At 52.3% G+C, this 25148-nt stretch carries 26 protein-coding genes; 8 read left to right on the forward strand and 18 right to left on the reverse strand.

The window, feature by feature from the left end:
• The first annotated feature begins 384 nt into the window (after positions 1-384).
• A complete protein-coding gene (panM, locus tag ACMV8I_RS16475) occupies positions 385-765 on the forward strand; it encodes an aspartate 1-decarboxylase autocleavage activator PanM (RefSeq protein ID WP_498866373.1) in 381 nt (126 codons plus the stop codon).
• Between the two features lie 84 nt (positions 766-849).
• Here the strand turns inward: panM and rpoH are convergent, their stop codons facing one another.
• The 4 genes from rpoH to ftsY form a co-directional block, all read right to left on the reverse strand.
• Positions 850-1707, reverse strand: coding sequence for an RNA polymerase sigma factor RpoH (rpoH, locus tag ACMV8I_RS16480; protein WP_498866292.1), 858 nt, complete (start codon positions 1705-1707; stop codon positions 850-852).
• A gap of 352 nt (positions 1708-2059) precedes the next feature.
• Positions 2060-3040: a permease-like cell division protein FtsX gene (ftsX, locus tag ACMV8I_RS16485; protein WP_498866293.1), complete on the reverse strand. Its 981-nt coding sequence runs from the start codon at positions 3038-3040 to the stop codon at positions 2060-2062.
• Positions 3030-3701: a cell division ATP-binding protein FtsE gene (gene ftsE / locus ACMV8I_RS16490; RefSeq protein WP_498866294.1), complete on the reverse strand. Its 672-nt coding sequence runs from the start codon at positions 3699-3701 to the stop codon at positions 3030-3032. Before ftsE ends, ftsX begins: the two co-directional genes overlap by 11 nt.
• A 5-nt stretch (positions 3702-3706) precedes the next feature.
• Positions 3707-5143, reverse strand: a complete 1437-nt coding sequence (ftsY, locus tag ACMV8I_RS16495) for a signal recognition particle-docking protein FtsY (protein WP_498866295.1) — start codon at positions 5141-5143, stop codon at positions 3707-3709.
• Between the two features lie 225 nt (positions 5144-5368).
• Here ftsY and rsmD point away from each other — a divergent pair, with 225 nt between their 5' ends.
• The 4 genes from rsmD (at position 5369) to ACMV8I_RS16515 (ending at position 9451) form a co-directional block, all read left to right on the forward strand.
• Entirely contained in the window at positions 5369-5974 is a 606-nt protein-coding gene (gene rsmD, locus ACMV8I_RS16500) for a 16S rRNA (guanine(966)-N(2))-methyltransferase (protein WP_498866296.1), read from the forward strand.
• A 1-nt stretch (position 5975) separates the two neighbouring features.
• Entirely contained in the window at positions 5976-6251 is a 276-nt protein-coding gene (locus ACMV8I_RS16505) for a DUF1145 family protein (protein ID WP_498866297.1), read from the forward strand.
• A 68-nt stretch (positions 6252-6319) separates the two neighbouring features.
• Positions 6320-6946: a lysoplasmalogenase gene (locus ACMV8I_RS16510; protein WP_498866298.1), complete on the forward strand. Its 627-nt coding sequence runs from the start codon at positions 6320-6322 to the stop codon at positions 6944-6946.
• 138 nt (positions 6947-7084) lie between these two features.
• Complete coding sequence (locus ACMV8I_RS16515) at positions 7085-9451, forward strand: zinc/cadmium/mercury/lead-transporting ATPase (RefSeq protein WP_498866299.1); 2367 nt, start codon at positions 7085-7087, stop codon at positions 9449-9451.
• Positions 9452-9455: 4 nt separating this feature from the next.
• Here ACMV8I_RS16515 and tusA read toward each other — a convergent pair whose 3' ends face one another.
• Positions 9456-9713 (reverse strand): sulfurtransferase TusA, encoded by a 258-nt coding sequence (tusA, locus tag ACMV8I_RS16520; protein WP_498866300.1) that lies wholly within the window; start codon positions 9711-9713, stop codon positions 9456-9458.
• 212 nt (positions 9714-9925) lie between these two features.
• On the opposite strand from tusA, the gene ACMV8I_RS16525 reads away from it, so the two are divergent.
• The 3 genes from ACMV8I_RS16525 (at position 9926) to glpT (ending at position 13071) form a co-directional block, all read left to right on the forward strand.
• On the forward strand, positions 9926-10597 hold the full coding sequence (locus ACMV8I_RS16525; RefSeq protein WP_498866301.1) for a 7-cyano-7-deazaguanine/7-aminomethyl-7-deazaguanine transporter: 672 nt from the start codon (positions 9926-9928) through the stop codon (positions 10595-10597).
• Positions 10598-10763: 166 nt separating this feature from the next.
• Entirely contained in the window at positions 10764-11327 is a 564-nt protein-coding gene (locus tag ACMV8I_RS16530; RefSeq protein WP_498866302.1) for a DcrB family lipoprotein, read from the forward strand.
• A 391-nt stretch (positions 11328-11718) separates the two neighbouring features.
• Entirely contained in the window at positions 11719-13071 is a 1353-nt protein-coding gene (glpT, locus tag ACMV8I_RS16535) for a glycerol-3-phosphate transporter (RefSeq protein WP_498866303.1), read from the forward strand.
• A gap of 69 nt (positions 13072-13140) precedes the next feature.
• On the opposite strand, the gene ACMV8I_RS16540 is transcribed toward glpT, so the two are convergent.
• The 13 genes from ACMV8I_RS16540 to ACMV8I_RS16600 are packed head-to-tail and all read right to left on the reverse strand — an operon-like array spanning position 13141 to position 25115.
• A complete protein-coding gene (locus ACMV8I_RS16540; protein ID WP_498866304.1) occupies positions 13141-13713 on the reverse strand; it encodes a 4'-phosphopantetheinyl transferase superfamily protein in 573 nt (190 codons plus the stop codon).
• 3 nt (positions 13714-13716) lie between these two features.
• Positions 13717-14946: a beta-ketoacyl-ACP synthase gene (locus tag ACMV8I_RS16545; RefSeq protein WP_498866305.1), complete on the reverse strand. Its 1230-nt coding sequence runs from the start codon at positions 14944-14946 to the stop codon at positions 13717-13719.
• The gene (locus ACMV8I_RS16550) at positions 14943-15674 is read right to left on the reverse strand and encodes a 3-ketoacyl-ACP reductase FabG2 (RefSeq protein WP_498866306.1); all 732 of its coding nucleotides are present in this window, start codon (positions 15672-15674) and stop codon (positions 14943-14945) included. The genes ACMV8I_RS16545 and ACMV8I_RS16550 overlap by 4 nt, the downstream gene beginning before the upstream one ends.
• A complete protein-coding gene (locus ACMV8I_RS16555; protein ID WP_498866307.1) occupies positions 15671-16147 on the reverse strand; it encodes a hotdog family protein in 477 nt (158 codons plus the stop codon). The genes ACMV8I_RS16550 and ACMV8I_RS16555 overlap by 4 nt, the downstream gene beginning before the upstream one ends.
• Positions 16147-17313 carry a beta-ketoacyl-[acyl-carrier-protein] synthase family protein gene (locus ACMV8I_RS16560; protein WP_498866308.1) on the reverse strand — a complete coding sequence of 389 codons (1167 nt, stop codon included), beginning with the start codon at positions 17311-17313 and terminating at the stop codon, positions 16147-16149. Before ACMV8I_RS16560 ends, ACMV8I_RS16555 begins: the two co-directional genes overlap by 1 nt.
• Position 17314: 1 nt before the next feature.
• On the reverse strand, positions 17315-17887 hold the full coding sequence (locus ACMV8I_RS16565) for a DUF3261 domain-containing protein (RefSeq protein WP_498866309.1): 573 nt from the start codon (positions 17885-17887) through the stop codon (positions 17315-17317).
• Positions 17884-20208 (reverse strand): MMPL family transporter, encoded by a 2325-nt coding sequence (locus ACMV8I_RS16570; protein ID WP_498866310.1) that lies wholly within the window; start codon positions 20206-20208, stop codon positions 17884-17886. The genes ACMV8I_RS16565 and ACMV8I_RS16570 overlap by 4 nt, the downstream gene beginning before the upstream one ends.
• The gene (locus ACMV8I_RS16575; RefSeq protein ID WP_498866374.1) at positions 20180-20767 is read right to left on the reverse strand and encodes a LolA family protein; all 588 of its coding nucleotides are present in this window, start codon (positions 20765-20767) and stop codon (positions 20180-20182) included. The genes ACMV8I_RS16570 and ACMV8I_RS16575 overlap by 29 nt, the downstream gene beginning before the upstream one ends.
• A 14-nt stretch (positions 20768-20781) precedes the next feature.
• Complete coding sequence (locus ACMV8I_RS16580; RefSeq protein WP_498866311.1) at positions 20782-21204, reverse strand: acyl-CoA thioesterase; 423 nt, start codon at positions 21202-21204, stop codon at positions 20782-20784.
• A gap of 3 nt (positions 21205-21207) precedes the next feature.
• Positions 21208-22911, reverse strand: coding sequence for a glycosyltransferase family 2 protein (locus ACMV8I_RS16585; RefSeq protein WP_498866312.1), 1704 nt, complete (start codon positions 22909-22911; stop codon positions 21208-21210).
• Positions 22902-23255 (reverse strand): ApeI family dehydratase, encoded by a 354-nt coding sequence (locus tag ACMV8I_RS16590; protein WP_498866313.1) that lies wholly within the window; start codon positions 23253-23255, stop codon positions 22902-22904. Before ACMV8I_RS16590 ends, ACMV8I_RS16585 begins: the two co-directional genes overlap by 10 nt.
• The gene (locus ACMV8I_RS16595) at positions 23242-24600 is read right to left on the reverse strand and encodes an AMP-binding protein (RefSeq protein ID WP_498866314.1); all 1359 of its coding nucleotides are present in this window, start codon (positions 24598-24600) and stop codon (positions 23242-23244) included. The genes ACMV8I_RS16590 and ACMV8I_RS16595 overlap by 14 nt, the downstream gene beginning before the upstream one ends.
• A complete protein-coding gene (locus ACMV8I_RS16600; protein WP_498866375.1) occupies positions 24597-25115 on the reverse strand; it encodes a COG4648 family protein in 519 nt (172 codons plus the stop codon). Before ACMV8I_RS16600 ends, ACMV8I_RS16595 begins: the two co-directional genes overlap by 4 nt.
• Positions 25116-25148: the final 33 nt, after the last annotated feature.

The raw sequence follows: 25148 nt of genomic DNA on the forward strand, positions 1-25148 counted from the left end.
ATGTGATGTGTATGTTGTTTTTCACCTGCTTAAAACATCATCAATTAATAATTTTGTCATAACTAATAATGTGTTAGCGGCTTATAGCGTCTTTTTTTTCAATAAGACTTTATATTTCATATCATTAAACAGGAATTTTCTGCTGCAAATCAAATAATGTATTCAGAAATAATAGGTGTAAACAGAATTATATCTTGCCATTAACTCGACCATTTCATCGATATCTAGCAGTTAGCACTGGCTTAGTCCTTTAAATCCAACATTTATCGCTTATACAGGGATCGCTGAAAAATTTTTCAACTTGTTACTGTACAAAAAAAGTTACGCATGACTAACAGGACGATCCGCTACACTGGCAGCCTGTTTTTCTATGCGCCCAAAACCATGAAATTAACCATTGAAAAGCTGACTACGCTCAGCGCTCAAGACCTGATCGATCTGGCAAAAATCTGGCCTGAGCAAATCGAAAATGACTGGCAAGCCAGCCTGACAGATAACCGCATGTTATTCGTCGCCGTGTTTAATGAACGCATTCTGGCTGCCGTTAAAATAAATCTCAGTGGGGATCATGGCGAACTCAGCGATCTGTTGGTGCGGGAAGTCACCCGTCGGCGTGGCGTTGGGCTATATCTGATTGAGGATCTGCAGTCGCAGTTGCCCCATATAAAAAGCTGGAAGATGAAAGCGGATGGCGATGCCGTCACTGTTGCATTTATGCAGGCATGTGGTTTTTCTCTTGAAGGGAATATTTGGAAGAAGTTATAAGCTGACATTTAGGCAAGGCATAAAAAAAGCGACCCGTAGGTCGCTTTTCACTTCAGCTTTTCACTTCAAAAGCGCGGGGGCTTATCAGGCTTCGATGGCCACACGCAGTTTCTTCATCGCGTTCTTTTCTAACTGACGAACACGCTCTGCGGATACGCCGTACTTATCGGCCAGTTCCTGCAGGGTAGATTTGCTGTCGTCATCTAACCAGCGCGCACGAATGATATCCTGACTACGCTCGTCCAAACCTTCCATCGCATTACTCAGTTTATCTGCGGCGTCGCTATCCCAGTTATCTTCCTCAATGCTTTCTGCAAAGTCAGAGCTTTTATCTTGCAGGTAAAGCATCGGTGCCATGGCAGCACCATCGCGCGGTTCATCGTCAGGAGTCGGGTCAAACGTCATGTCCTGTGCAGCCATGCGTGATTCCATTTCCATAACGTCTTTGCTGGTGACACCCAGCTCGCGGGCAACGTGCTCCACTTCATCGTGACTGAACCAGCCAAGACGCTGTTTGTTTTTACGCAGGTTGAAGAACAACTTACGTTGCGCCTTTGTGGTCGCGACTTTCACGATACGCCAGTTACGCAGCACGTATTCGTGAATTTCTGCTTTAATCCAATGCACCGCAAAGGAGACCAGACGCACACCGACTTCAGGATTAAAGCGACGAACCGCTTTCATCAGGCCGATGTTGCCTTCCTGGATAAGGTCAGCCTGTGGCAGACCGTAACCTGAATAGTTGCGGGCAATGTGAGCAACAAAGCGCAGGTGAGACAGGATCAGGTGTTTCGCTGCTTCCAGGTCACCGTCGTAATGCAGCCGTTCAGCCAGAGCCCTTTCTTCCTCAGCAGTGAGCATCGGATAAGTATTGGCCGCCCGGACATAGGCTTCCAGACTACCTTGGGGTACCAGTGCTAAAGTTCGCATTTCTTTGGTCATTCAAAGCCTCTCATGTATGACGTAATGTAGGTTTTATACTGCGTTGCTGCGGAGTGAATACCGCCCGCCCGGTTGGACGTACTAAGAAAACAACGCAGAGCCCTTCATATTTTACTGCCAGTTTATTCTTAAGTTTCGTTGATTCTTTTGCCGCTATTAGGACCACTAATTTTACATAAAGTTCATCGCTCAACGCAACAGCATGGCGACTTTATGTGACCAACAGACTACAGGATAGGGAATTCGTGCTTTCGGGGAAGAAGAGAAGTAAAGGCGAAATGATGGAGCGCCAATCAGGCTCTTCCCCTGCACAAGATCCTTTGCAGCAGGAGAAGAGTATATCAAAGAATCGTTATTGTGGTGTAAATCGCCGTAAATGTTGTACCGTTGCCAGCCAAGCGGCGATCCAGCCAATCATCGCGGAAATCAGCAGCAGCAGCAGGCTTTCATCCCACGCCAGACCATGCAAGTCAAAGGTGGTGCCGAAGACTTTGGCCACCTGCGCGACCACACTCTCCAGTCGAAGTACCAGCGCTTCGGAAAGGATCAGTGACAGCAATGCCCCGCAGAAGCCGAGCATCGCGCCGCCATTAAGGAATGGCCGCAGGATAAAGCCGTCAGTGGCACCGATCAGTTTCATCACGTTGATGGTGTCGCGGCGACTGAAGATACTCAGACGCACGCTGTTACCAATCACCAGAAATACCGCCACAATCATCAGTACGCCAATCATCGCAGCAACCTGCCCGACCAGCCCGGTCAGCGCCGCCAGCCGCGCAAACCAACTGTCATCCATGCGAACCTCATCAACGCCCTGCACCGCCGCCACACGATCGCGTAAGGTGTTAAGCGTATTTGAGTCCTGGAAATTCATTTTCGGCGTGATGATCGCCACCGCGGGCAGCGGATTCTGTTCCAGCATATCCATTGCGCCACCAAAGCCAGACCAGTTGCGGAACTCGCCCATAGCTTCATCACGCGACAGATAATTCACCTTCTCGACACCGGCTTCCGCTTTCAATGCCTTAATGACATTTTCAGCGGCATTGTCGTCCAGCGCCTTATCGAGATATACCGTCAGCTGTGGCGTCGGATACCACTGCTCAGCGGCAGTGCTGACGTTTTTCCACACCAGATAACAGACGCTTGGCAACGTAAGGGAAATCGCTATCACCATCACGGTGAGCAGCGTCGCCAGCGGCTGGCGGATCATGTCCGCCAGGGCGTTCATCCACGCATAGCGCCACTGTTCACGCCAGCCGCCCTGCAGCGCTTTGCTTTTGGCGGCACGGGCGCTTTGGGCGGTTTTCGCTGGATTTGGACTATTGGCCATGACGTGCGCCTCCGACCATGCGACCCTGACTCAACGTCAGCGTGCGGTAATTACGACGGGCAATCAGTGCCATGTCATGGGTTGCCATCAAAACGGTCACGCCGACGCGGTTGAACTCTTCAAACAGGCGCAAAATGCCTTCTGACAGCGCGTCGTCAAGGTTACCGGTTGGTTCATCAGCCAGTAACACCGCCGGTTTGTTCACCACCGCACGGGCAATGCCCACGCGCTGTTGTTCACCGCCGGAGAGCTGGATCGGGAAGTTCTTGGCTTTATCAAGCAGACCGACTTTATCCAGCGCCGCAGAGACACGGCGTCGAATATCTTCACTGCTGGCACCCGCGATGATCAGCGGCATAGCAACGTTGTCATACACGGTGCGGTCCAGCAGCAGGTGATGGTCCTGGAAAATCATGCCAATCTGACGGCGTAAAAACGGTACTTCACGCGCTTTTAGACGACTGATATCGTGTCCACCGAACAAAATATGTCCGGCACTCGGGCGTTCAATTCCACAAATCAGTTTCAGCAGGGTACTTTTACCCGCACCGGAATGACCGGTCAGAAAGGCCATTTCAGCCTGCTGGATGTGAAAATCGACGCCCTGCAGCGCCTGTCGCCCGCCTAGATAAGCTTTACTGACCTGTTCAAAGCGAATCATCCGTATTAATCCTCTCGGGCAAAAAGTGCCTCAATAAAATCGTCAGCCTTAAAAGGCCGCAAATCTTCAATGCCTTCACCCACACCGATATAACGAATAGGGATTTCGAACTGATCGGCAATTGCGAATATCACTCCGCCCTTGGCGGTACCGTCCAGTTTAGTCAATGTAATTCCGGTCAGACCCACGGTTTCATTAAAGAGTTTCGCCTGACTGACCGCGTTCTGGCCGGTGCTGGCGTCGAGCGTCAGCATAACCTCATGAGGGGCATCTTCGTCTAGCTTTTTCATGACGCGGACAATCTTCTTCAGTTCTTCCATCAGGTGCGCTTTATTCTGTAAACGTCCGGCAGTATCGGCGATCAACACGTCAACATTGCGCGCTTTAGCCGCCTGGATAGCGTCGAAAATCACCGACGCGGAGTCGGCACCGGTATGCTGTGCAATCACCGGGATCTTGTTGCGCTGGCCCCAGACCTGTAACTGTTCAACCGCTGCAGCACGGAAGGTATCACCCGCCGCCAGCATGACTGACTTGCCCTGCGCTTGAAACTGGCGCGCCATTTTGCCGATGGTGGTGGTTTTACCCACACCGTTGACGCCGACCATCAGGATCACGAAGGGCGTCTTGCCGCTGACATCCAATGGCTGATCAACTTTAGCCAAAATTTCAGACATTTCTGCCTTCAGCTTGCCATAGAGAGCTTCCGCATCTTTTAACTGCTTGCGGCTGGCATGTTCGGTCAGTGAAGTAATGATTTTACGCGTGGTTTCAACACCAACGTCAGCGATGATCAACTGCTCTTCCAGTTCATCGAAAAGATCGTCGTCGATCTTCTTACCGCTGAACAACCCGACGAAGCCGGACCCCAGACTCGCTTTTGTTTTGACCAGGCTGCGTTTCAGGCGCGCAAAGAAGCCCTCTTTGGTCGGGCGTTGCTGTTCGGTTTCACCTGCAGGCAAATTAGCTTCAGGCGCAGGCAAGGTAACGATAGGATCCAAAACGACCGGCAGCGGCTCATCGGCCAAACTGTCGTCAACGACATCAATTTCATCCTGCTGCTCATCGGCGGCGATCTCCGCTTCAGATTCAACAAAATGGTCATGCTGCACTTCAACGACCTGTTCCGTGACGGCAACAATCTCTTCAGCCAGTTCAAAGGCGGCTAACGCTTTGGGGGCGGGTTCTGGCTCAACAGGCGCTGCGGGAACCTCATGAAGGGTTTCAACTACAGGCGCGATCTCTGCAGCAACTTCCGCGTGTTCAACTTCAGGTTCAGTCTTGACCGGCTGCTCTTCTGGAACAACCGCATCATGCGATTCCGGGGAGTGTTCTTCGACCACAGTCTGTTCAACGCTGGTCTCTTCTTTCTGCTGCTGTTCTTCTTCCTGTCGACCACTACCGAACCAGGAGAAAAATCCGCGCTTTTTATCTTTTGCCATTTTACAACTTCACTCCTCGCCGAGAATTCAGGGCGAACGGATTGTTAATAAGGTAATGCGTTCCAGTCTATCACTTTCCAATAAGGCCTACACACCCGCATGTTGATTTGCGTAGGGTATTCAATCGGGAATGTTAAATATTTGCCGCAGGCCGACACACCGGTAGAATAGACGCCAATTGATTTGCAATGCTGCCATTACGGGAGCGTATTATTGAAGCGAGCTATGGCTAAAAAAACCAACACTCCCGCCGCGGGCCAGATCCGACTGATTGGTGGCCAATGGCGCGGACGCAAACTGCCGGTCCCTAACAGCCCGGGCCTGCGCCCTACCACCGATCGCGTACGCGAAACCCTGTTCAACTGGCTGGCACCAGTCATCCGGGGTGCGCACTGCCTGGACTGTTTCGCCGGAAGCGGTGCGCTGGGCCTCGAAGCGCTGTCGCGCTATGCGGCCAGTGCCACTTTACTGGAGTTTGAACGTCCGGTAGCCCAACAGTTGGAGAAAAACCTGGCGCTGCTCAATACCCGTGATGCGAAAGTGGTTCATACCAACACGCTAAACTGGCTGGCAAAAAACGGCACGCCGTTTGACGTGGTATTTGTCGATCCGCCATTCCGTAAAGGCATTTTACAAGAGACGCTGGCTATGCTGGAACAACAGGGCTGGCTGGCGGATGAAGCCTGGATTTATGTCGAAGCGGAAGTTGAGCACGGTGCGATCCCCGTGCCAGCAGGCTGGCGACTGCACCGCGAGAAGGTTGCCGGACAGGTTGCTTATCGTCTTTATCATCGAGATATATTGCCGACGTCGGGCGAAGAGGAGCAGTAAATTGTTAATAAATGTTGGCCGGTTACTGATGCTGTGCATTTGGAGTTTCTTGTTGTTCAATATCATTCACCCGTTTCCAAAACCGATGAAATACTTTCTGGATGTCGCGATGGTATTTATGTTTTTCATGCACGGTTTACAGGTCATGCTGCTCAAAGCCACGCAGGGAAAGGAGCCGGCCAAAATCGGCGGCTGGTTACAGCTGAGAATCTTCCTGTTCGGCGTGTTTGAACTGTTGGCCTGGCAAAAAAAACAGCCTCCGTTGCCAAAACGGTAAACCATGCAGTAAGACCTTTCCTTACTGGCAGAACCTTGCTTACATTTTTTTCTAAAAAAGGATAAACAATGAGTTGGCCATTTCTTGCCGTATTTTTCTCCGGCTGGCTGTTCGTCGATGCCAGTTACCGCGGACCGCGCTGGCAGCGTTGGTTGTTCAAACCGGTCACGCTGCTGCTGCTTCTGCTGCTCGCCTGGCAGGCGCCGGTTCTGAATGTTTATAGCTACCTGATCCTGCTCGGTCTGGCCGCAACTCTGGTGGCTGATGGCCTGCTATTGCTGCCGGAAGAGCGTTTTCTCTATGCGATTGGCGCGTTTTTCCTGTCACATTTGCTGTACACCTTAAGTTTCGCCAGCCAAATGACCGTGACGTTCTTTTGGCCGTTACCTCTGGCGCTGATCGTTACCGGAGCATTGCTACTGGCGGTTATCTGGTCACGGCTGGCAGAAATGCGCTGGGCGGTATCAGCCTACATCGCCATGACCTTGCTGATGGTCTGGCTGGCCGGTGAGCAATATTTTGCCCGCAGCACCGATATGGCATTTTCACTGTTGTGCGGCACCGTGTTGCTACTGCTCGGCAATATTTTCTGGCTGACCAGCCGCTACCGTTTTAAATTCCGTGCAGCCGACGCCATTGTCGCTGCCTGCTACTTTGGCGGCCATTTCCTGATTGTTCGCTCACTGTATCTCTAAAGTCCTCTCTTCAGGCGAAACTACCTGTTTCGCCGTTTTATTGCCCTGTTATGCACCTGATTATTTTTCTCTTGACCCTGGAGTAGACTCCAGGCTTTAGACTGAACGCAATTCCACTCTGTTTCGACAGGAGCCCGTATGCTTCAGCCACGTAAAACCTCTCAGTGCGGTTGCCAGTCCGCCAGTTGCACCAAACCGGCTATGTTGCGTATTAAAAAAATCATCGATGTAGCCCACAGCGAACCTCATCCGGCTAACTCTTGTAGCGAAAAAGCCCCGCTTGTTGCTTCGGCTTGCTGCAAATCCGACAGTTGTCGCTCACAACCCAGTGAGCACTCACCAACGCCTGACAGTGATGACAGCGGTTCGGGTGACGCCGACAGTGACCCCAGCGGGCTACCTTCCGGCCTGAGCGATACCTGCCAACTGAGCTGGAAAGTGACAGGGATGGACTGCCCGGCCTGTGCCCGCACCATCGAAAAAGCCGTCAGCACCGTCACAGGCGTTAATCATGTAAAAGTCCAGTTCGCCACCGAGAAATTGGTGGTCAGCGCCGCAGGCGACGTCTCCGCCGAGGTGCACAAAGCCGTCATCCGCGCAGGCTTCACGCTGCAATCACTGACTCAAAAACCTAACCCAACCGCCATCGAAACGTCGCGTCTGAAAGAGTACGCGCCGTTGCTGATCCTCATTGCGTTGATGGTGGGCAGTTGGGTCGTGGATCAGTTCAGCCAGCCACTGGGCAAAATAGCCTTTGTGGTCACGACACTGGTCGGGCTGTGGCCGGTTTTATTGCAGGCTATACGCTCCGCCCGCGCCGGCTCACCTTTCACGATTGAAACCCTGATGAGCATCGCAGCATTGGGCGCGTTATTCATTGGCGCCACGGCGGAAGCCGCGATGGTACTGCTGCTGTTTATGGTCGGTGAACGGCTCGAGTCTTTCGCCGCCGACCGAGCGCGCAGTGGTGTAAAAGCGCTAATGGCGCTGATCCCCGATAGCGCGGTGCGCATTGTTGCGGGCCAGTCATCGAACGTGCCAGTTGCTGATTTACGGCCGGGTGATGTTATCGAGGTATCCGCCGGTGGCCGCCTCCCTACCGATGCTACCCTGCTCGATTCTGCCGCCAGCTTCGACGAAAGCGCGCTGACCGGTGAAGCGGTGCCGGTGGAACGCCAGCCGGGTGAAAAAGTCCCGGCAGGGAGTTTGTGTGTCGACCGCGTGGCCCGTCTCAATGTTGCTTCAGCCCCCGGTGCCAGCGCCATTGACCGTATTCTGCAGCTGATTGAAGAAGCAGACGAACGCCGCGCCCCGATTGAACGCTTCCTGGATACCTTCAGCCGCTACTACACGCCCGCCATCATGCTGATGTCACTGCTGGTCATTTTGATCCCACCGCTGGCAATGGGCTTGTCATGGGAAACCTGGATTTATCGCGGGCTAACGCTGCTGTTGATCGGTTGCCCTTGTGCGTTGGTTATTTCAACTCCGGCCGCCATTACCTCAGCGCTGGCAGCGGCAACGCGCCAGGGAGCATTGATTAAAGGTGGCGCCGCGCTGGAACAGCTGGCGTTGATCCGTACCGTTGCGTTGGATAAAACCGGCACCCTGACCGAAGGTAAACCGGAGGTCACCAATGTACTGCCGCTGGATGGCGTCAGTGAAAATGAATTACTGAGTCTGGCGGCGGCGGTAGAGGCCGGTTCGCACCATCCGCTGGCATTAGCCATCATTGCCCGTGCCAAACAGAGCAATCCGCTACCGATTAATGCCCAGGACCGCCGTGCTTTGGCGGGTTCGGGTGTCGAAGGCGTGGTGTCGGGTAAAAAAATTCAGGTGCTGGCACCGAAAAATCTGGCAGACAATAGCGTGGCAGCAGAATGGCTACAGCAAATTGCCGACTGGGAATCGACAGGTAAAACTGTGGTCACGGTGCTTCAGGAAGGTAATGTCATCGGCCTGATCGCCATGCAGGACAAACTGCGTGACGACGCGGTCAGCGCTTTGGCCGAACTGAAAGCTTTAGGCATCTCGGCCGTCATGCTAACCGGAGATAATCCACGAGCCGCCAAGACCATTGCCGATCGTTTAGGCATTGATTATCGGGCCAGTTTATTACCTGCGGATAAAGTGCAGGCCGTCACCGAGCTTGCTCTGCTGAACCCGACGGCGATGGTCGGTGACGGCATCAATGACGCACCGGCAATGAAAGCCGCGCGCATAGGCATTGCGATGGGCAGTGGGACCGATGTGGCACTGGAAACGGCGGATGCGGCGTTGACTCACAACCGTCTCAGCGGGCTGGCGCAGATGATCAGTCTGTCACGGGCCACGCGAGCAAATATCCGCCAGAACATCACTATTGCACTTGGGCTTAAAGCAATTTTTCTGGTCACTACGCTGATGGGATTAACCGGGTTGTGGCTGGCGGTACTGGCCGACTCAGGTGCCACTGCGCTGGTCACCGCCAATGCGCTGAGGTTATTGCGTAATAAATCGAAGTAAGCGTTTACTGCGCTTTTACCACGCCCTTTGCCAATAAATAGCGGTACGGTAGCTGTTCTGTATCGGCTGCTAACAACGTATGTTCCATAAAACGGCAAAAACCCGGGATATCACGGGTGGTTGCCGGATCATCGGCAATCACCAGCAGGGTTTCGCCATCTTTCATTGCGCGCACCGTTTTACGAACCATCATCACCGGTTCAGGACAACGCAGGCCTAACGCATCCAGTTGATAGTCAGGATTAGAAAAGGAATCGGTCATTGGGTTTCTCAACATCTTTCGGCATCAATTGCGCGACAGTTTAACCCGTTGGTTGTCTGGTGCAACCAACGCAAACCATTGCGCTAAAATTAACCACCGGATGTGTTGCGCAAAGGGTTTGCAAACATGTACTATGCGCGCCGCTGCGGCTTCAAGTCCGCCAGGTATTTATTTGGGTTCCCTCACCCCAATTCACTAAAAAGGTCACATGTATGTATTCTTTTACTGCTCAACAGCGGTTTTCCGCGTTGGTATGGCTGTCGTTATTCCACATCGTTATCATCACGTCCAGTAACTATCTGGTGCAACTGCCGATCTCTATATTCGGTTTCCACACCACCTGGGGTGCGTTCACTTTTCCCTTCATTTTCCTGGCGACCGACCTGACCGTACGTATTTTTGGCGCACCGCTGGCCCGACGTATTATTTTGTCGGTCATGATGCCTGCGCTAATCATCTCCTATGTGATTTCTGCGCTGTTCTTTGATGCGGCGTGGCAAGGTTTTGCCACACTTGGCAGTCTGAATATTATGGTGGCGCGTATCGCTATCGCCAGCTTTATGGCTTATGTGCTGGGCCAAATCCTCGACGTTTACGTCTTTAACCGCCTGCGGCAGATGCGCAACTGGTGGGTGGCGCCTGCCGCCGCCATGTTCCTTGGCAACATCAGCGATACCCTGTCATTCTTCTTTATCGCTTTCTATAAAAGCAGTAACGCGTTTATGGCAAATAACTGGGTGGAGATCGCCTTAGTGGACTATACATTCAAGCTACTGATATGCCTCGTGTTCTTCCTGCCGATGTACGGTGTGCTACTCAATATGCTGTTGAAGCGTCTTTCACAAAGCGGGCATAACCCACATTTTCAGCTAGATTCTCACTAGTCCGCTGCCGTTATATTCCAGATAATTGGAGTTGCATTTAGCGCGTTAATGGGTTGCCATACGGGCAGTGAAATCAAGAATCTATACCCAAAAAATTTCGCGTTGCAGCAAGGCGGCAACCTGAAATAGGGCGGGTATATAGCGCGTTAAAATCAAAGGAAGAACTATGCGTAATTTAGTGAAATTTGCAGGTATGAGCGTGCTGATCATCGGTCTGGCGGCGTGTGATGGTAAAACCAGTGATAAAGCAGCTGATAAGGGCGCACCGGCAGCATCTGCCACTGCTGCGGCCGTGCCAGTCAGCCTGCTTGACGGTAAAGTGACTTTCTCTCTGCCGCAGGGCATGAGCGACCAGAGCGGTAAGCTGGGCAGCCAAGCCAATAATATGCACGTTTACGCTGACAGTACCGGTCAGAAAGCGGTGATTGTGATCCTGGGTGATAACACCACCGAGTCACTGGAAGTTCTGACAGCCCGCCTGCAGGATCAACAGAAAGCTCGCGACACCAATCTGCAAGTGGTGACCAATAAGTCGATTCAGATCAACGGCCAGACCCTGCAACAGTACGACAGCGTGATCTCTTCTGCCGGTCAGAAAGCTTACTCCTCGATTGTTCTGGGTAAAGTGGACAGCCACCTGCTAACCTTGCAGATCACCTTGCCTGCGGATAATCAGCAGCAGGCGCAAACTGATGCAGAAGCGATCATAAATACGCTTAAAATTCAGTGATCCTTTTCAGTTAAGTATTTCAAAGCGGGGGCTCTCCCCGCTTTTTCATTTCTGATCCATTCCTGATGCGTCCTGACACACTAAATCCGCGCTCTCTCCATGGACTTATTCGCTCATAAACGAATATTTTCGCGCCACTCCCCCAACATACGGCAATGAAAAACCAAAAGTGTGATCACTGACGGCTAAAAGAGGTCATTACGTATTTCCAAATGTTAACCAATGCTGCAATATTCGCCTCCAATTTCATAAAAGTGTAACAATTATGTCATCTATCACAATTTACTTACGCACATACGACTAGCATAACGCTCGTTATGGAACATTTCAGTTTGATTTTATTGTCAACCGTTCACGATGAACGGCCTGACCAATGCCATTGGAGGCGTTAATGCTCAGTATCTTCAAGCCCGCAGCCCATCAGGCTCCCGTGGCAGCAGACCATGTTGATCCCTTGTACCGCCGTCTGCGCTGGCAGATCTTCATGGGGATTTTCTTCGGTTATGCCGCTTACTATCTGGTGCGTAAAAACTTCGCACTGGCCATGCCTTATTTAATCGATCAAGGCTTCTCCCGTGGCGATCTTGGTTTTGCACTGTCCGGCATTTCTATCGCTTACGGTATTTCCAAATTCATCATGGGATCGGTGTCCGACCGCTCCAACCCACGCGTATTTCTGCCCGTCGGTCTGATTCTGTCCGCTGCCGTAATGTTATTTATGGGCTTCGTGCCTTGGGCAACGTCCAGCATTGCCATCATGTTTGTACTGCTGTTCCTGTGCGGATGGTTCCAGGGAATGGGCTGGCCACCTTGCGGACGTACCATGGTGCACTGGTGGTCGCAGAAAGAACGTGGCGGTGTCGTGTCCGTATGGAACTGCGCCCATAACGTCGGCGGTGGTATTCCTCCGCTGCTGTTCCTGTTGGGCATGGCATGGTTTAACGACTGGCATGCGGCGCTGTATATGCCAGCTTTCGGTGCGATCGCACTGGCCGTTTTTGCCTTCATTACCATGCGCGACACCCCGCAGTCCTGCGGTTTGCCGCCAATTGAAGAGTACAAAAACGACTACCCACCAGATTACGTAAAAGAGTCAGCCGAGCAGGAACTGACCGCTAAACAGATCTTCATGCAGTACATTCTGCCGAACAAACTGCTGTGGTATATCGCCATCGCCAACGTGTTCGTTTATCTGTTGCGTTACGGCATCCTCGACTGGTCGCCAACCTACCTGAAAGAGGTGAAGCACTTCGCCCTCGACAAATCTTCATGGGCTTACTTCCTCTACGAATATGCAGGCATTCCAGGTACGCTGCTGTGTGGCTGGATGTCGGACAAAGTGTTCAAAGGTAACCGTGGCGCAACCGGCGTGTTCTTCATGGTACTGGTGACTATCGCCACCGTGGTGTACTGGCTGAACCCAGTCGGTAATCCGGGTATCGATATGGCCTGCATGATCACCATTGGCTTCCTGATTTACGGGCCGGTCATGCTGATTGGCTTACACGCTCTGGAACTGGCACCGAAGAAGGCGGCAGGAACGGCAGCTGGCTTTACCGGTCTGTTCGGTTACCTCGGCGGTTCGGTTGCGGCCAGTGCTATTGTCGGCTATACCGTTGACTACTTTGGCTGGGACGGCGGATTTATCGTGATGATTGGCGGCTGTGTGCTGGCGGTGATTTTGCTGGTGATTGTTATGCTGAGTGAAAACAAGCACAAAGCACAATTAGCGAAAACTGCATAAGGATGCACACGCTTTAGGTAAGATCTCGATCCAGCAAGTAAACCAATGCGGGTATTCCCAATACCCGCATTATTCTTCTATCGCCACGGCGAAGCTATACCCATTCTGATACCAATGAGAAACCGCAACATCCGGTGTGGCCAGCGTTTCAGGATCGAGTTGAATACTTTGCATTTGCCACACGCTCGCTCCTTTTTGCTTCAGGATCGCCTCGCGAACCGTCCACAACCGCCAAAACTCAGTGCAAACACCCTCGTCCGGTTGTGCAGCAAGCCATGCATACTCTCGTGAGCTGAAATAATGATGGGCGATCTCAAGGCTGGTCGGTCGTTCACGGATCAGTTCAACATCACAGCCGATCTGCCCGCACATCGCTATGGCGACGAAAACACAGTCACCGCTGTGGCTGATATTAAACGCGGGGAGTTCTGCATGGCTAAAAGCGGGTTTGCCGTTTGATGCCAGCAAAATGGCAGGGAGAGGCCGCACCTGGATGGACTGGGCCAATAAGACTCGCCCCGCAAGCCACGCTTTCTGGCGTTTCCCTGAGGGTATCTGCGCTAATGCATCATCGCCGAGCCAACCGTACATTTCTTCCGGTTGGCTCAGTTCACCTATCGATCCATCCGCAGTTTTGAACATGCATTACGGCCAGCGACGGAACACCAGCGAAGTATTAATTCCGCCGAATGCAAAGTTATTACTCTGGAAATACTCGGTGTCGATGCGACGCGCCTCACCCATGATGTAATCCAGTTCACCGCAGGCAGGGTCTGGCTGGGTGAGATTAATGGTTGGCGCAAACCAGCCTTCATTCATCATTTCCAAACTCATCCATGCCTCTAATGCCCCACAGGCGCCGAGCGTATGACCAAAATAACTTTTCAACGATGAAATCGGAGTACGATCGCCAAAGACCGCTGCCGTCGCGTGACTTTCAGCCAAATCCCCTCGCTCAGTCGCCGTTCCATGCGCACTAATATAGCCCATGTCCGCAGCCTGCAAATTAGCCATCTTCAGCGCTTTCTCGATACACACTTGCATCGTCTCACGCTGCGGCTGGGTAATGTGCGCCGCATCGCAGTTAGTGGCAAAACCGACGATTTCGCCGTAGATTTTTGCCCCACGCGCCTTCGCATGTTCAAGCTCTTCCAAAATCAGCGTTCCCGCGCCTTCACCGATAACTAACCCATCGCGATTGAGGTCAAAGGGCGCTGGCGTGGTGTGGGGTGAATCATTGCGCTGGCTGGTGGCGAAGAGGGTATCGAAAACCGCCGCTTCAGAGGGGCATAACTCTTCCGCACCTCCGGCCACCATGACCGTTTGATAACCATGACGAATCGCTTCCCACGCGTATCCAATCCCCTGGCTACCAGAGGTACAAGCGCTAGACGTCGGAATGACCCGGCCTTTCAAACCAAAGAACAACCCGGCATTGACCGCTGCAGTATGCGGCATCATCTGCACATAGGTGGTGCCGGTAATATTGTTGGTGTGTTTTTCCGTGAGCATGGTGGCAAACTCACTCACCGGTTTAGTACTGCCGGTGGATGAGCCATAGGCAATACCGGTGTCACCGTTGGTCAGCACCGCTTCACCCAACAGGCCAGACTGCATCAAGGCTAATTCTGTGGCACGAGTCGCCAATAGCGATACGCGGCCCATCGAGCGAATTCGCTTGCGCGTATAGTGTTCCGGCAATACAAAATCGTCTATCGGTGCGCCAACTAAGGTATTTAAACCGTCGTATTGTGCCCATTCCGGCATGTATCGAACCGCATTCTGTCCGGCTAATAGACCTGCGGAAACGCTTTGCCAATCGTTGCCAAAAGCAGTGACGCCGCCCATACCCGTAATAACCACTCGACGCGTCATAGCATGCCCCCATTCACAGAAATAACCTGACGCGTGACGTAGCCAGCGATATCAGACATCAAATAGCTCGCCAGCCCTGCGACCTCCTCGGCCGCCCCCATGCGTTTCATCGGGATCATGCTCATGGCTTCTTTTAGCGCAGGCTCTTCCATCTGGATCATACCAGTGTCTATAAGGCCTGGAGCAATACAGTTAACGGTGATTTTTCGCTTCGCCAGCTCAATCGCCAACGCCTTCGTCGCACCGATGATGCCGGCTTTCGCCGCGCTGTAATTGACCTGACCACGGTTACCCATCAGACCAGAAACCGAAGACAGCGTGATAATTCGCCCTCCCTGACGTAGCCCGATCATCGGCATCACGCAGGGATGAATCACGTTATAAAAGCTGTCTAAATTAGTATGAATCACGCAGTCCCAATCCTCTTCGCTTAACGCGGGGAATGCACCATCGCGCGCGATCCCGGCATTATTAACCACGCCGTAGTAGGCTCCGTGGTTTTCAATGTCCAACTCAATGGTGCTACGACTGGCTGCTCTATCTGCGATGTCAAAACTGAGCACGCGACCACTGCCGCCGTTGGCTTTGATCTGCGCTAACGTTTGCTGTGCTCCCGGAAGATCACGGTGATAATGCACCACAATGCAAAACCCATCGGCAGCGAGCTGGCAGGCGATCGCCCGTCCAATACCTTTACTGGCACCCGTGACCAAAACTGAACGCGTCATGCCATTCCATCCTGTTTAAATAGTTGTTTGAGTTCTTGTTGATCTGGCTGGTATGTATTTAGCCGGGCCGTTGCCAAAGAGCATCCCGTACAGCTCACTTCCCCTTCAAAACTGCCAAATTTTTCATCTTGCAGTAGCAGCGTCATTTTTATGTCTAATAAGCTGCCGCAGGCGATGGTGGCCGTTTGGCTGCGTAAGATCCGCGCACCCAGCAACATTCCAAGCCTTGCCGACGGCTCACCGCGTTGGCGACTGTGCCAGCCAGACCATACCCCGACGGTTTGCGCCATAATTTCCAGAGCAAACCATGCGGGTAAGTCGCCTGCAGGCGTCAGGAACGGCGCTAACACACCCTCACGACTCACCATTACGCGACAATGTACGCTGTCATCCTCCACTGAGATAACGTCATCAAGCAGCATCATCGGTGAACTATGTGGCAGATACTCGCCTGCTGCCAGATATTCATCCATCAGACTTCCCCCAAGATCAGGCTGGTATTATTGCCGCCAAAAGCAAAAGAATTCGACATCACCACCGGTTTCATCAGCGGTTCAGCTTTCAGCAATAAACCACATTTCGGCAGTGTCTCGTCGGGTGTAGAATTTGAAAAGTCCTGCGCAGGCAAAGGAATCTTACGCGTTAACAACAACCAACATAGCGCCGCTTCACAAGCACCAGCGGCACCTAATGTATGTCCGGTTAAATGCTTGGTTGAGCTGCAAGGCGTATTGTCACCAAACAGCTGGTGTACGACCTTCGATTCGATGAGATCATTAAGTCGCGTTGCCGTGCCGTGCAAATTGATATAACCGACGTCATTCACACATAACCCGGCATCGTGTAATGCCTGTTCGATGGCCCGGATAGCGCCAGCGCCTTCAGGGTGCGGTGCTGACATATGCCATGCATCGCTTGATTCTCCTACGCCCAGCAAGGCGACCGGTTGTGCATCCCGAGTGAGTAACATCAGCGTTGCCGCTTCTCCAATAGTGATCCCGCAACGTTCACTGGCAAACGGCTGGCAGCGCGTCATAGACAAGGACTCTAAGCTATTAAAGCCATTAATTGGCATTCGGCTGAGGGTATCTGCCCCGCCAACAATCACCACGTCGGCAAGACCTGCTTCAATAAGACGACGTCCGCTGATGATAGCGCGTGAGCTTGAGGAACAGGCGGTAGAAATCGTGAATTCAGGGCCTTCAAGATTGAGATAGACGCTGAGAAAACGCGCAGAGTCGCCCAATTCCTGCTGATAATAGTGATAACCGTCGGTCGTCTGACTATTCAACTGGCCATTCACTAAGCGGTCGCCCTCATTGAGCCCCGAGGTACTGGTTCCCAATACAACCGCAACGCGATCGCGGCCAAAACGTATAATAGCCTCATCAACCTGAGGGCGGATTTGCGCTAACGCCGCTAATAATAATTGGTTGTTGCGGCTGCGATGCATCGCCAAATCGACAGGGATCTCAGGAAGCTCACCCTCAACGCTACCAAGCCAACACGGCTGTTCTGGCTGAACCCAGCCGTCACTCAGTCGCATACCGGGAGCCTCGTTACGATGTAAATTTTCAGCAATTTCATCAGCATTGCACCCTAGCGCATTCAACATACCCACCGCAGAAATGTAAATCATGCTAGCTGTCCAGATGTTGAATGGCGATCTGATAACCAAATACCCGCTGGCGGATACTAATAGGTTGACGTTCACCTTTACTGGTCATATAAACGATTTCTGTCACCAGATTGCCGCGGTTATCGCGCAGTTCACGGCGGTCACCTTTATCACGTAGCGTCCATCCCTGCGGCAACTGCGGCTGCCATGCGGCAATCGGCCAGTAACTGAGCATGATATCGGCCAAAACCTGGCTGGCTGGCGGCAGCTCAGGCAACACGATCGATTGCTCCGTGTGGATGCCCTGCGCATCGTAGGTCAGCATAAACAGGCGAATACCTAACGAAGACAGACCTGCCAGCGACAACCGTTGTTGATCCGCATTGAGCAACACCAGCAATGACTGTTGTTTGCCTTTCACTGTGGCCGTCAGCAACTGCTGTTGGCTGATCGCAGGCATGATATTCGGCGCAGGCAGTGTGACGCGCACCCCGGGTTTTAACCATGCCTGCGGCCGATTATCGTGCGGTTTGGTGGCGCAGGACGCCAGTGCCAGCGCCAGACAAAGCGCCGCAATAATGCGTGAGATCATCATAGTTTTTTTCCTCTGCGGCGCGGTGGCATCGCCAATGGCGAAAGCAAAAATGCCGTGAATATCCCACTGCACAACACAATACCGAAACTGCTAATCGCCTGAGTGCTACTAAAGACCATCATACCCAGCGTCAGCAATGAGGTACTCATCGCCACGCTAACGGCAAGCAACGACGTTAGCGGCGTGCCGCGGGGATTGCTGAAGAACAACGTATAATTGATGCCAATTCCCAGCACCAGCACCAGCGCCAATAGCGAAAACAGATTTAAGCTGTGACCACTAAAGGTTAATACCGCCAACCCGCAGCCTAAGGAGAGCAGCGAGGGCAATACGCTAATTAACCCTCTACGCAGACCCAGCCGCATAACATAGGTGAATGCAATCGCCACAACGGCCCCTAGCAATAACCATCCCAACATGGCGCGATAAAACGCAAACATCTGGTCGAATGACGCTTTGCGGTCGACCCAACTGACGCCCGCCTGGTTAACCGTCATTTGTTTCAGCGCAACCGTATTTTTCACACCGTCAGTGGGAACTAACACGCCGCTACGGCCATCGGGCAAAGAGAGCCACATCAGCGCCCAACCTTCACTGGCTACGCTGTTGAGCCACGTCTCTGGCGTCACCGGCATCGGATTAACATCAACCTGCACCTTGGTTATCCCCGCCACGGCGAGATTGTCCACCACTTTCGGCGATGCCTGCTTTAATAGCGTTAAATCAATATGTTGCTGTTTTAAGGACGAAAGCGGCAGTAAACGATAACTCCCCAACCAACCGAGTTTTTTGGCCTGATCCAGCTTCGGCACAAAATGCTCCAGACGTTGCAGTGTCTGTTCCGGGTTATCGCCATAAACCACAAACCATTTCTGGTCGATACCCTGCCCAGTCAGCGCAGTAATAGCTTTTTCTTGTTGCTGAATATCCTGCGGCAGCGACTGTAGCTGGGCAATGTCATCATTGACCTTTAGATGCAGTAATCCCGCGACTGAGAAAATGCTCAACACCACCGGCAAGCCAATATATAACATCTTGCGGCTACGCCACGCCGCCAACCAGCACATCAGCGGCAGCATTAAGGGAACCGGTCTTACCGGCAAACCGCGCGCCAGCCATGGATACCAGCACACGACGGTCAGGCATGATGCAGTAAGGCCTGCGGCGGCAAAAACAGCCAGTTGGCGTATTCCGGGAAACGGTGCCAGCATCATAATGAGATAGGCGATCACCGTGGTGCTCAACGCCATCATCAATGCGGGGAGAACTTTATGTAGACTCTGCCAGGTGGTGGTTTCACGGCCGTGAACCATACGCTCAGTGAGATAATAGAGGGTGTAATCTGCGGAAATACCCACGATGCTGATACTCATCACCAGCGTCATCAGATGCAGTTCACCAAAAATCAATAGCGTTACGGTACTGCCTGCTAATGCACCCATTCCCACGGATAATGCACAGAGTAATAACGGGCGCAGTGAGCGGAACACGCCAAAGATCAGTAACAAAACACCGATGATCGTCGCGATTCCTAGCGTTGAAACATCATGCTTAGCCTGCTGGCTGGCGTAATTGCTGTAGAACAATGTGCCGCGTGACATCACTTTTGCGCCCGGAAACTGATGCTGAAGATCCGTTTCCAACGCGGCCAGATCGGTAACTACCTGATGCGATTGCTGCATATTATAGGACGAACCATTGAGCTCGCCGTGGATGAAGTACCAGCTGCGCCCTTGGTCGTCCTGCGCCACCAGCCACCCGTTTTTCATCCGCAGGCGGCTGGCGTTCTGTTGTAGTGCAAGCTGAGAACCACGTACCAACATCAGCGGATCGTTTTTAAGCTCCACGCCGCTGACACCGGCAAAAGCGGAATACAGCTGGGCCAATACCCAATTAGCCTGCCCTTCGCCACCGTTGGATAAGCGCTGTCGCGTCTGTGGATCGATCATCCCATTGCGATGCTGGTAGAAGAACTGTCCCCATTGTTTCTGCTGTTCGGCGTCCATCGGGCCTTTCACCGCCGTCAGCATTGATAACCCTTGCAGGCGTTCTAACCACCCTTTCGCCGCTGCGGGATCATCCCCCTGAGCAGGGCTCACCATCCATACTAACTGGCGATCTAAACGCTGCATAAAGCCATCGTTCAGCGCCGGTGGGATGTGTCCCATCGTCTGCGCCGGTAACAGCGCTAACACGCTGCCAGATATCTTCGATTGTGGCACTAATACGGTCAGCGTCGCGCCAAGCAATACGCAGATGAAAAGCCATATCAGCGCCCACAGGCGTGGCTGATTAGAAGACAAAACGCTGCTGCTCGTCATGCGTTAAATTTTTGGGCGTTAATCGCTGGTTGCTGAAGGTGATCTCCGTACTGTCACCCTGACGATCGTTAAGTGCAATGTGGTCCAGATACTGCTGACCTTGCAATGTGATAGTGTTAAACAGCTTGTCGAGTGGTGATGTGGTTGGCACTAATACCAGCTGCCATTTCCCTTGTCCCTGGTCGCTAAATTTCAGTGAGAAATTTTGCTCAAGAACGGCACGATCGGCCTGGAATAACGCGCGCAGCAGATGATTAAATTGGAACATCTGAGGGTTGGATGCCGCGGTAATAATCTGTGGCGATTGCCCATTAATCACCTGCACCATGCGGCTATCGTCCAAGACTAACGTCAGTGGAAATGGCTTTTGCTGCTGCCACCATAGCCCCTTATCTCGGGCTATCATCAATTCGCCGCCAGAATGCAGCGCCTGTGGTATATCTTTAATATGGCGCTCCTGGCTAAACTGCGCGCGGACCACCGGTTGCTGGGCAAAACGCTGCTGAACTTCATCAAAGGTGACGGCCTGAGCGGCGCTGCTTAGCAGAATAAACAGCATTAATATCCATTTTTTCACGGCCAAACCCCCATTCTCTCGAACAAAATATCCGGGCTAACAAAACACATTTCGCGCGTGCCCGCGTCTACGGCAACCTGAATGGTGTAGGCCGTCGTAGTCCGCTTACCACTATGTGCGTCAACAATTTGGTAGCCTATTTTTAATCGATTCTCAAATTCTTCAACCGTGGCACGCACCCGGATTTTTTGTTCGAATTCAATAATATCGCGATATTTCACGCGGGTATCGACGACGGGCCAAACATAGCCAGACTCACGCATCTGGCGATAGCCGTAATTGAACTGGTTAAGCAACGCCTCACGCGCCACTTCAAAATAGCGAAAGTAATTGCCGTGCCAAACTACACCCATCGGGTCAATATCATGAAATGGAACGGTAATTGTCACCTCAGCGGTAAAGCGTGTATCGGTTAGCACGTGTTATTCCTTATCTGAAGGCGCATCAGGCAGTCGCCAAAAATCAAAAAAGTTGAACCAGTCGAGCGGAGCCAGCAAAGCATAATGCTCTAGTCTGGCGGCGTAGCGATCGACGATTTGCTGCAAGGCGTCCGCACGCTGTGCCCTCGGCAACAGCAACGGATCGGCAAACGGCTCACAGTGAATGTGTAATTTGCCTTCTTGCCGCAGAGCAAACATCAGCACCACCGGACAACGTAACACCGAAGCCAGTACAAAAGGACCTTGCGGGAAAGGTGCAGGCTGGCCCAAAAATGAACTCCACACCACCCGACGCTCCCCGCCGCGCTGGATGTTAACGGAGGTGCGGTCGCCAACGATAGCCACCCATTCGCCCGCATCCAATTTCTCTTTCAACAACATGGCAGTATCAGGCCCAACATCCGTCACGGGGATCAGGTTTATGCCTGCCTGCGGGCTAATTTCCTCAATAACTTGTTTAAAACGTTGAGCGTGTTCACTGAACACCAGCGCATTAATCTGCCGATGACCATGGTGTTGGGCCAGCGCACGGCACGCCTCAATATCACCAAGATGCGACGCCAGGATCAGTTTCCCGCCATCACTTTTTGCATTTATCGCCTCTTGTGAACCGGAAGCAAAGACAATTTCCTGACCTAAGCGTAAATCACCTCGCCAGCTGGCAACTTTGTCCAGCATCGCGCTACCGAAACGCAAAAAATGTCGGTAACTGTTAATATTTTTCGGCAAGGTCAATGACCGTTGTTCGGCGGTAGCTTTCACACGAGAAAGGTACTGCTGAGAAGCCAAGCGCTGCGTGGTCCCCGTGAGCCAAAAATAACCCACCACGGGGCGCAACATCACTTCAAACGTCCGGCGACCGAGCAGACGATAAATACCGAGCATAAAACGCATTCCGCTCAGCCCTTTGCGTTCTTTTACCCCAGCCCAGTGCTGCTGATGGCGACGCATCAGCAAAGCGGGTAATCGCGGTAACATGCCAAAAAATAGGCGGGTGTGCATCCATGAAATTCGCAGATTGTCGCGCAGCGCATCAAAGTGAGACAGACCATCTTCAGGATAAGTGACCCTTGTAGGCACAAAATGGCTGTCGGTACCTTGCCAGTAAAGCCGCACCATAATTTCGGTATCAAAATCCATTCGCTTACCGATCGGCTGCCGGGCAATTAACGCCATCACGGGCGCAAGAGGGTAGACACGAAAACCGCACATGCTGTCTTTAAGCGACAGCGACAGCGTTTCAATCCAAACCCAAACATGGGTGACGTAGCGCCCATAGAGCCTTGATTTCGGCACGGACTCATCGTAGACCGGCGCCCCAGAAATCAATTTTTCGGGAAACATCTGTGCCTGTTCCAACATCCGTGGAATATCTTCGATACAGTGCTGCCCATCCGCATCAACCTGTAATACGTGCGTGTATCCTGCCTGTAAGGCCGCCCTAAAGCCCGTCAATACCGCTATACCCTTGCCGTTATTTTGCAACTGCCTGATTAACGTAACCTCAGAATGAGCGCGCGCCAGCTGCTCCAATGTCTGTTGGGTTACCCGATCGCTGCCGTCATCGACGATGAAACAGTGCAAACCAAAAGGTATCAGGCGAGTCAGAACCGACGCCATCATTGCCCCGTGGTTATAGCAAGGGATAACCACGCAAGGAGAAAAAGGACTCACACTTAGCGACATAATTTGATGCTTCCGTGGCTCGCGATGCGCGATTCTTGATCCTGCAACAGCGCGTAACTGAACGTCATCAGACCTCGTGCCTCATTCCAATTCAGCTTGAGCAGAACCCGACTGTTGGGCAATAACGGTAACTGAAACTTAACCTTATCAATGCCAGAAAATTGCCACCCAGAGCCAGTAAGCTCAGTGGCATAGCTCATCACCCAGTCAATCTGTGCTACTCCGGGCAACAATGGCTGAACATCGAAGTGTCCGGTAAACCAGGAAAGCGCGGGATCCAGGTACAGGCTAATCTCCATCTGATGCGGCTCCGACGGATGGCGGCATAGCTCAGTGGGTTTCATTAAATAGCTCCTGTAGCGCTGGCCAAGATCGTTTACTTTGTTGATTAAGTGGAATTTCACTCACAATGCGCCAGTAGCGCGGTATGGCAACCGGCTCCAGCCAATCGCTAAGCTGCTGACGCCAGCGACGAATTTGAACGCCTCGTCCGAATTGATTGAGTAAGTGTAGTCCGGTTGAATTGAGCACCAGAACCACGCCTATACATTGCCTCGTCCCTCTCTGCACCAGCAATACAACCGCCTGATCAATACCGTCTAACGCCGCCAGTCGACGCTCAATCTCACTAAGAGAGATCCGCTTCTCTTCAATCTTGACCACCCGATCATGGCGGCCATCAAGCTGAAATGTACCATCGGGCGCAAAAATCAGGCGATCATCGAGCATGAATCCTTCAGGGCTGGCAATCAACGGCGACATTACGCACCAGTTATCTTGCAGGTCGCGCTCGAATTTCACCCCAGGAAACCGCTGCCATTGAGCATCAGTTTGCCGGGAACGCCATGCCATCACGCCAGTTTCAGTGCTGCCGTAAATTTCATCAACGTTAACCCCCAGCCAGCGGTGAACTAACTGCGCGGCCTTTTGGGTTAGCGGGCCACCGGCAGAAATTACCAGCGCCGTTGGCGGTGCAGGTAATTGAGTATCCAAACGCTGCAAAAAAGCGGGGCTGGTAATAAATACGCTGCGCTGATTGTTGTGCACAACGTTACGGGCTAATTGTTCAGGAAACGCAACCATTTCACATTCGAACGGTATGCCCAAGGCCTGACCCAACCAAATGCGGAACGTAAGTCCATATAAATGCTGGTGACTAACGGATGCCCGAATCAGGCAGCCATCAATTTGCTCGCCCCATAATTGAGCCAGCCATTCGGCCTCGCGATCCATCGCTTTCACCCGTTTGACAATACGGCGCGGTTCACCGGTCGATCCCGATGTAAATAACGTGAGATACGCGGAGTCAGAAACAGAAGGCAGCTCCGGCGTGACGTTTCCCTCGTCGCTCAGCGACCAAACTGCACAAGGCAGATCGAGTGAAATATCACTCAGCGCCGCATCAAAATGCTCTCGTTGCTCTATCAGTTGAGCATGACGATGATGCCCCAACAAAATAGGCACTTTTGCGGCGTGCAATAGCGCCAGAAGCGCGACGCAAAACTGATAGCTATCATGAAAACAGAGCGCCCATCGCCGCTCCGAACGCTTGGTCAAACGAGCATGCAACATGCCAACATCGCGGCGTAAATCCGCTAGACAGATGTTTTTATCCCCGCGGCGGGCAACCACATGGCCATTCGCGCGAACATCAGATAACCATTTAGACAGCGGCAATATACTTTTCATTTTTTGACCCGCTGACGAACCAGCCATTCCACGCCCATTAACGTTCCAATGAATAAATAACTTAGGAAACCGTTCCATAACGTCCATATTTTTATATCGTTATGCAAACAGGTTGCCAGGGAAATAGATCCGTTAATAATAAAGAATACGCACCATACCTGCGTGACTTTACGGGTATATGTCACCCCTTTGGGTGGCAAGTCTGGCTCACCTAACCGGGCGATCTGCTCCACTATTGGCATGCCATAAAGCAGTGAACTGCCAAACAGTAGCAGCAGCACAACATTCACCGCTACGGGATAAAACAGCAACAGTTGATGATCGCGTAGCAATAAACTGGCCGAACATAAGGCTACGCCAGTTAGCGATAAGGCTTTTTCCGCATACAGCTTTCCACCCATTTTTCCCTTTAATAGCCAGAAACGCAGCAGGAAAAACAAGGCCAAAACGGGAGCGAGCCAAAAAGAAGCCCCGTGCACAATACCCGCCCAGATAATGAACGGCCACGACACCATCAGCAGCGCGTTAGCAACGCGTAGCAGTGTCTG

Source organism: Ewingella sp. S1.OA.A_B6 (assembly GCF_049889095.1).
GTDB lineage: Bacteria > Pseudomonadota > Gammaproteobacteria > Enterobacterales > Enterobacteriaceae > Ewingella.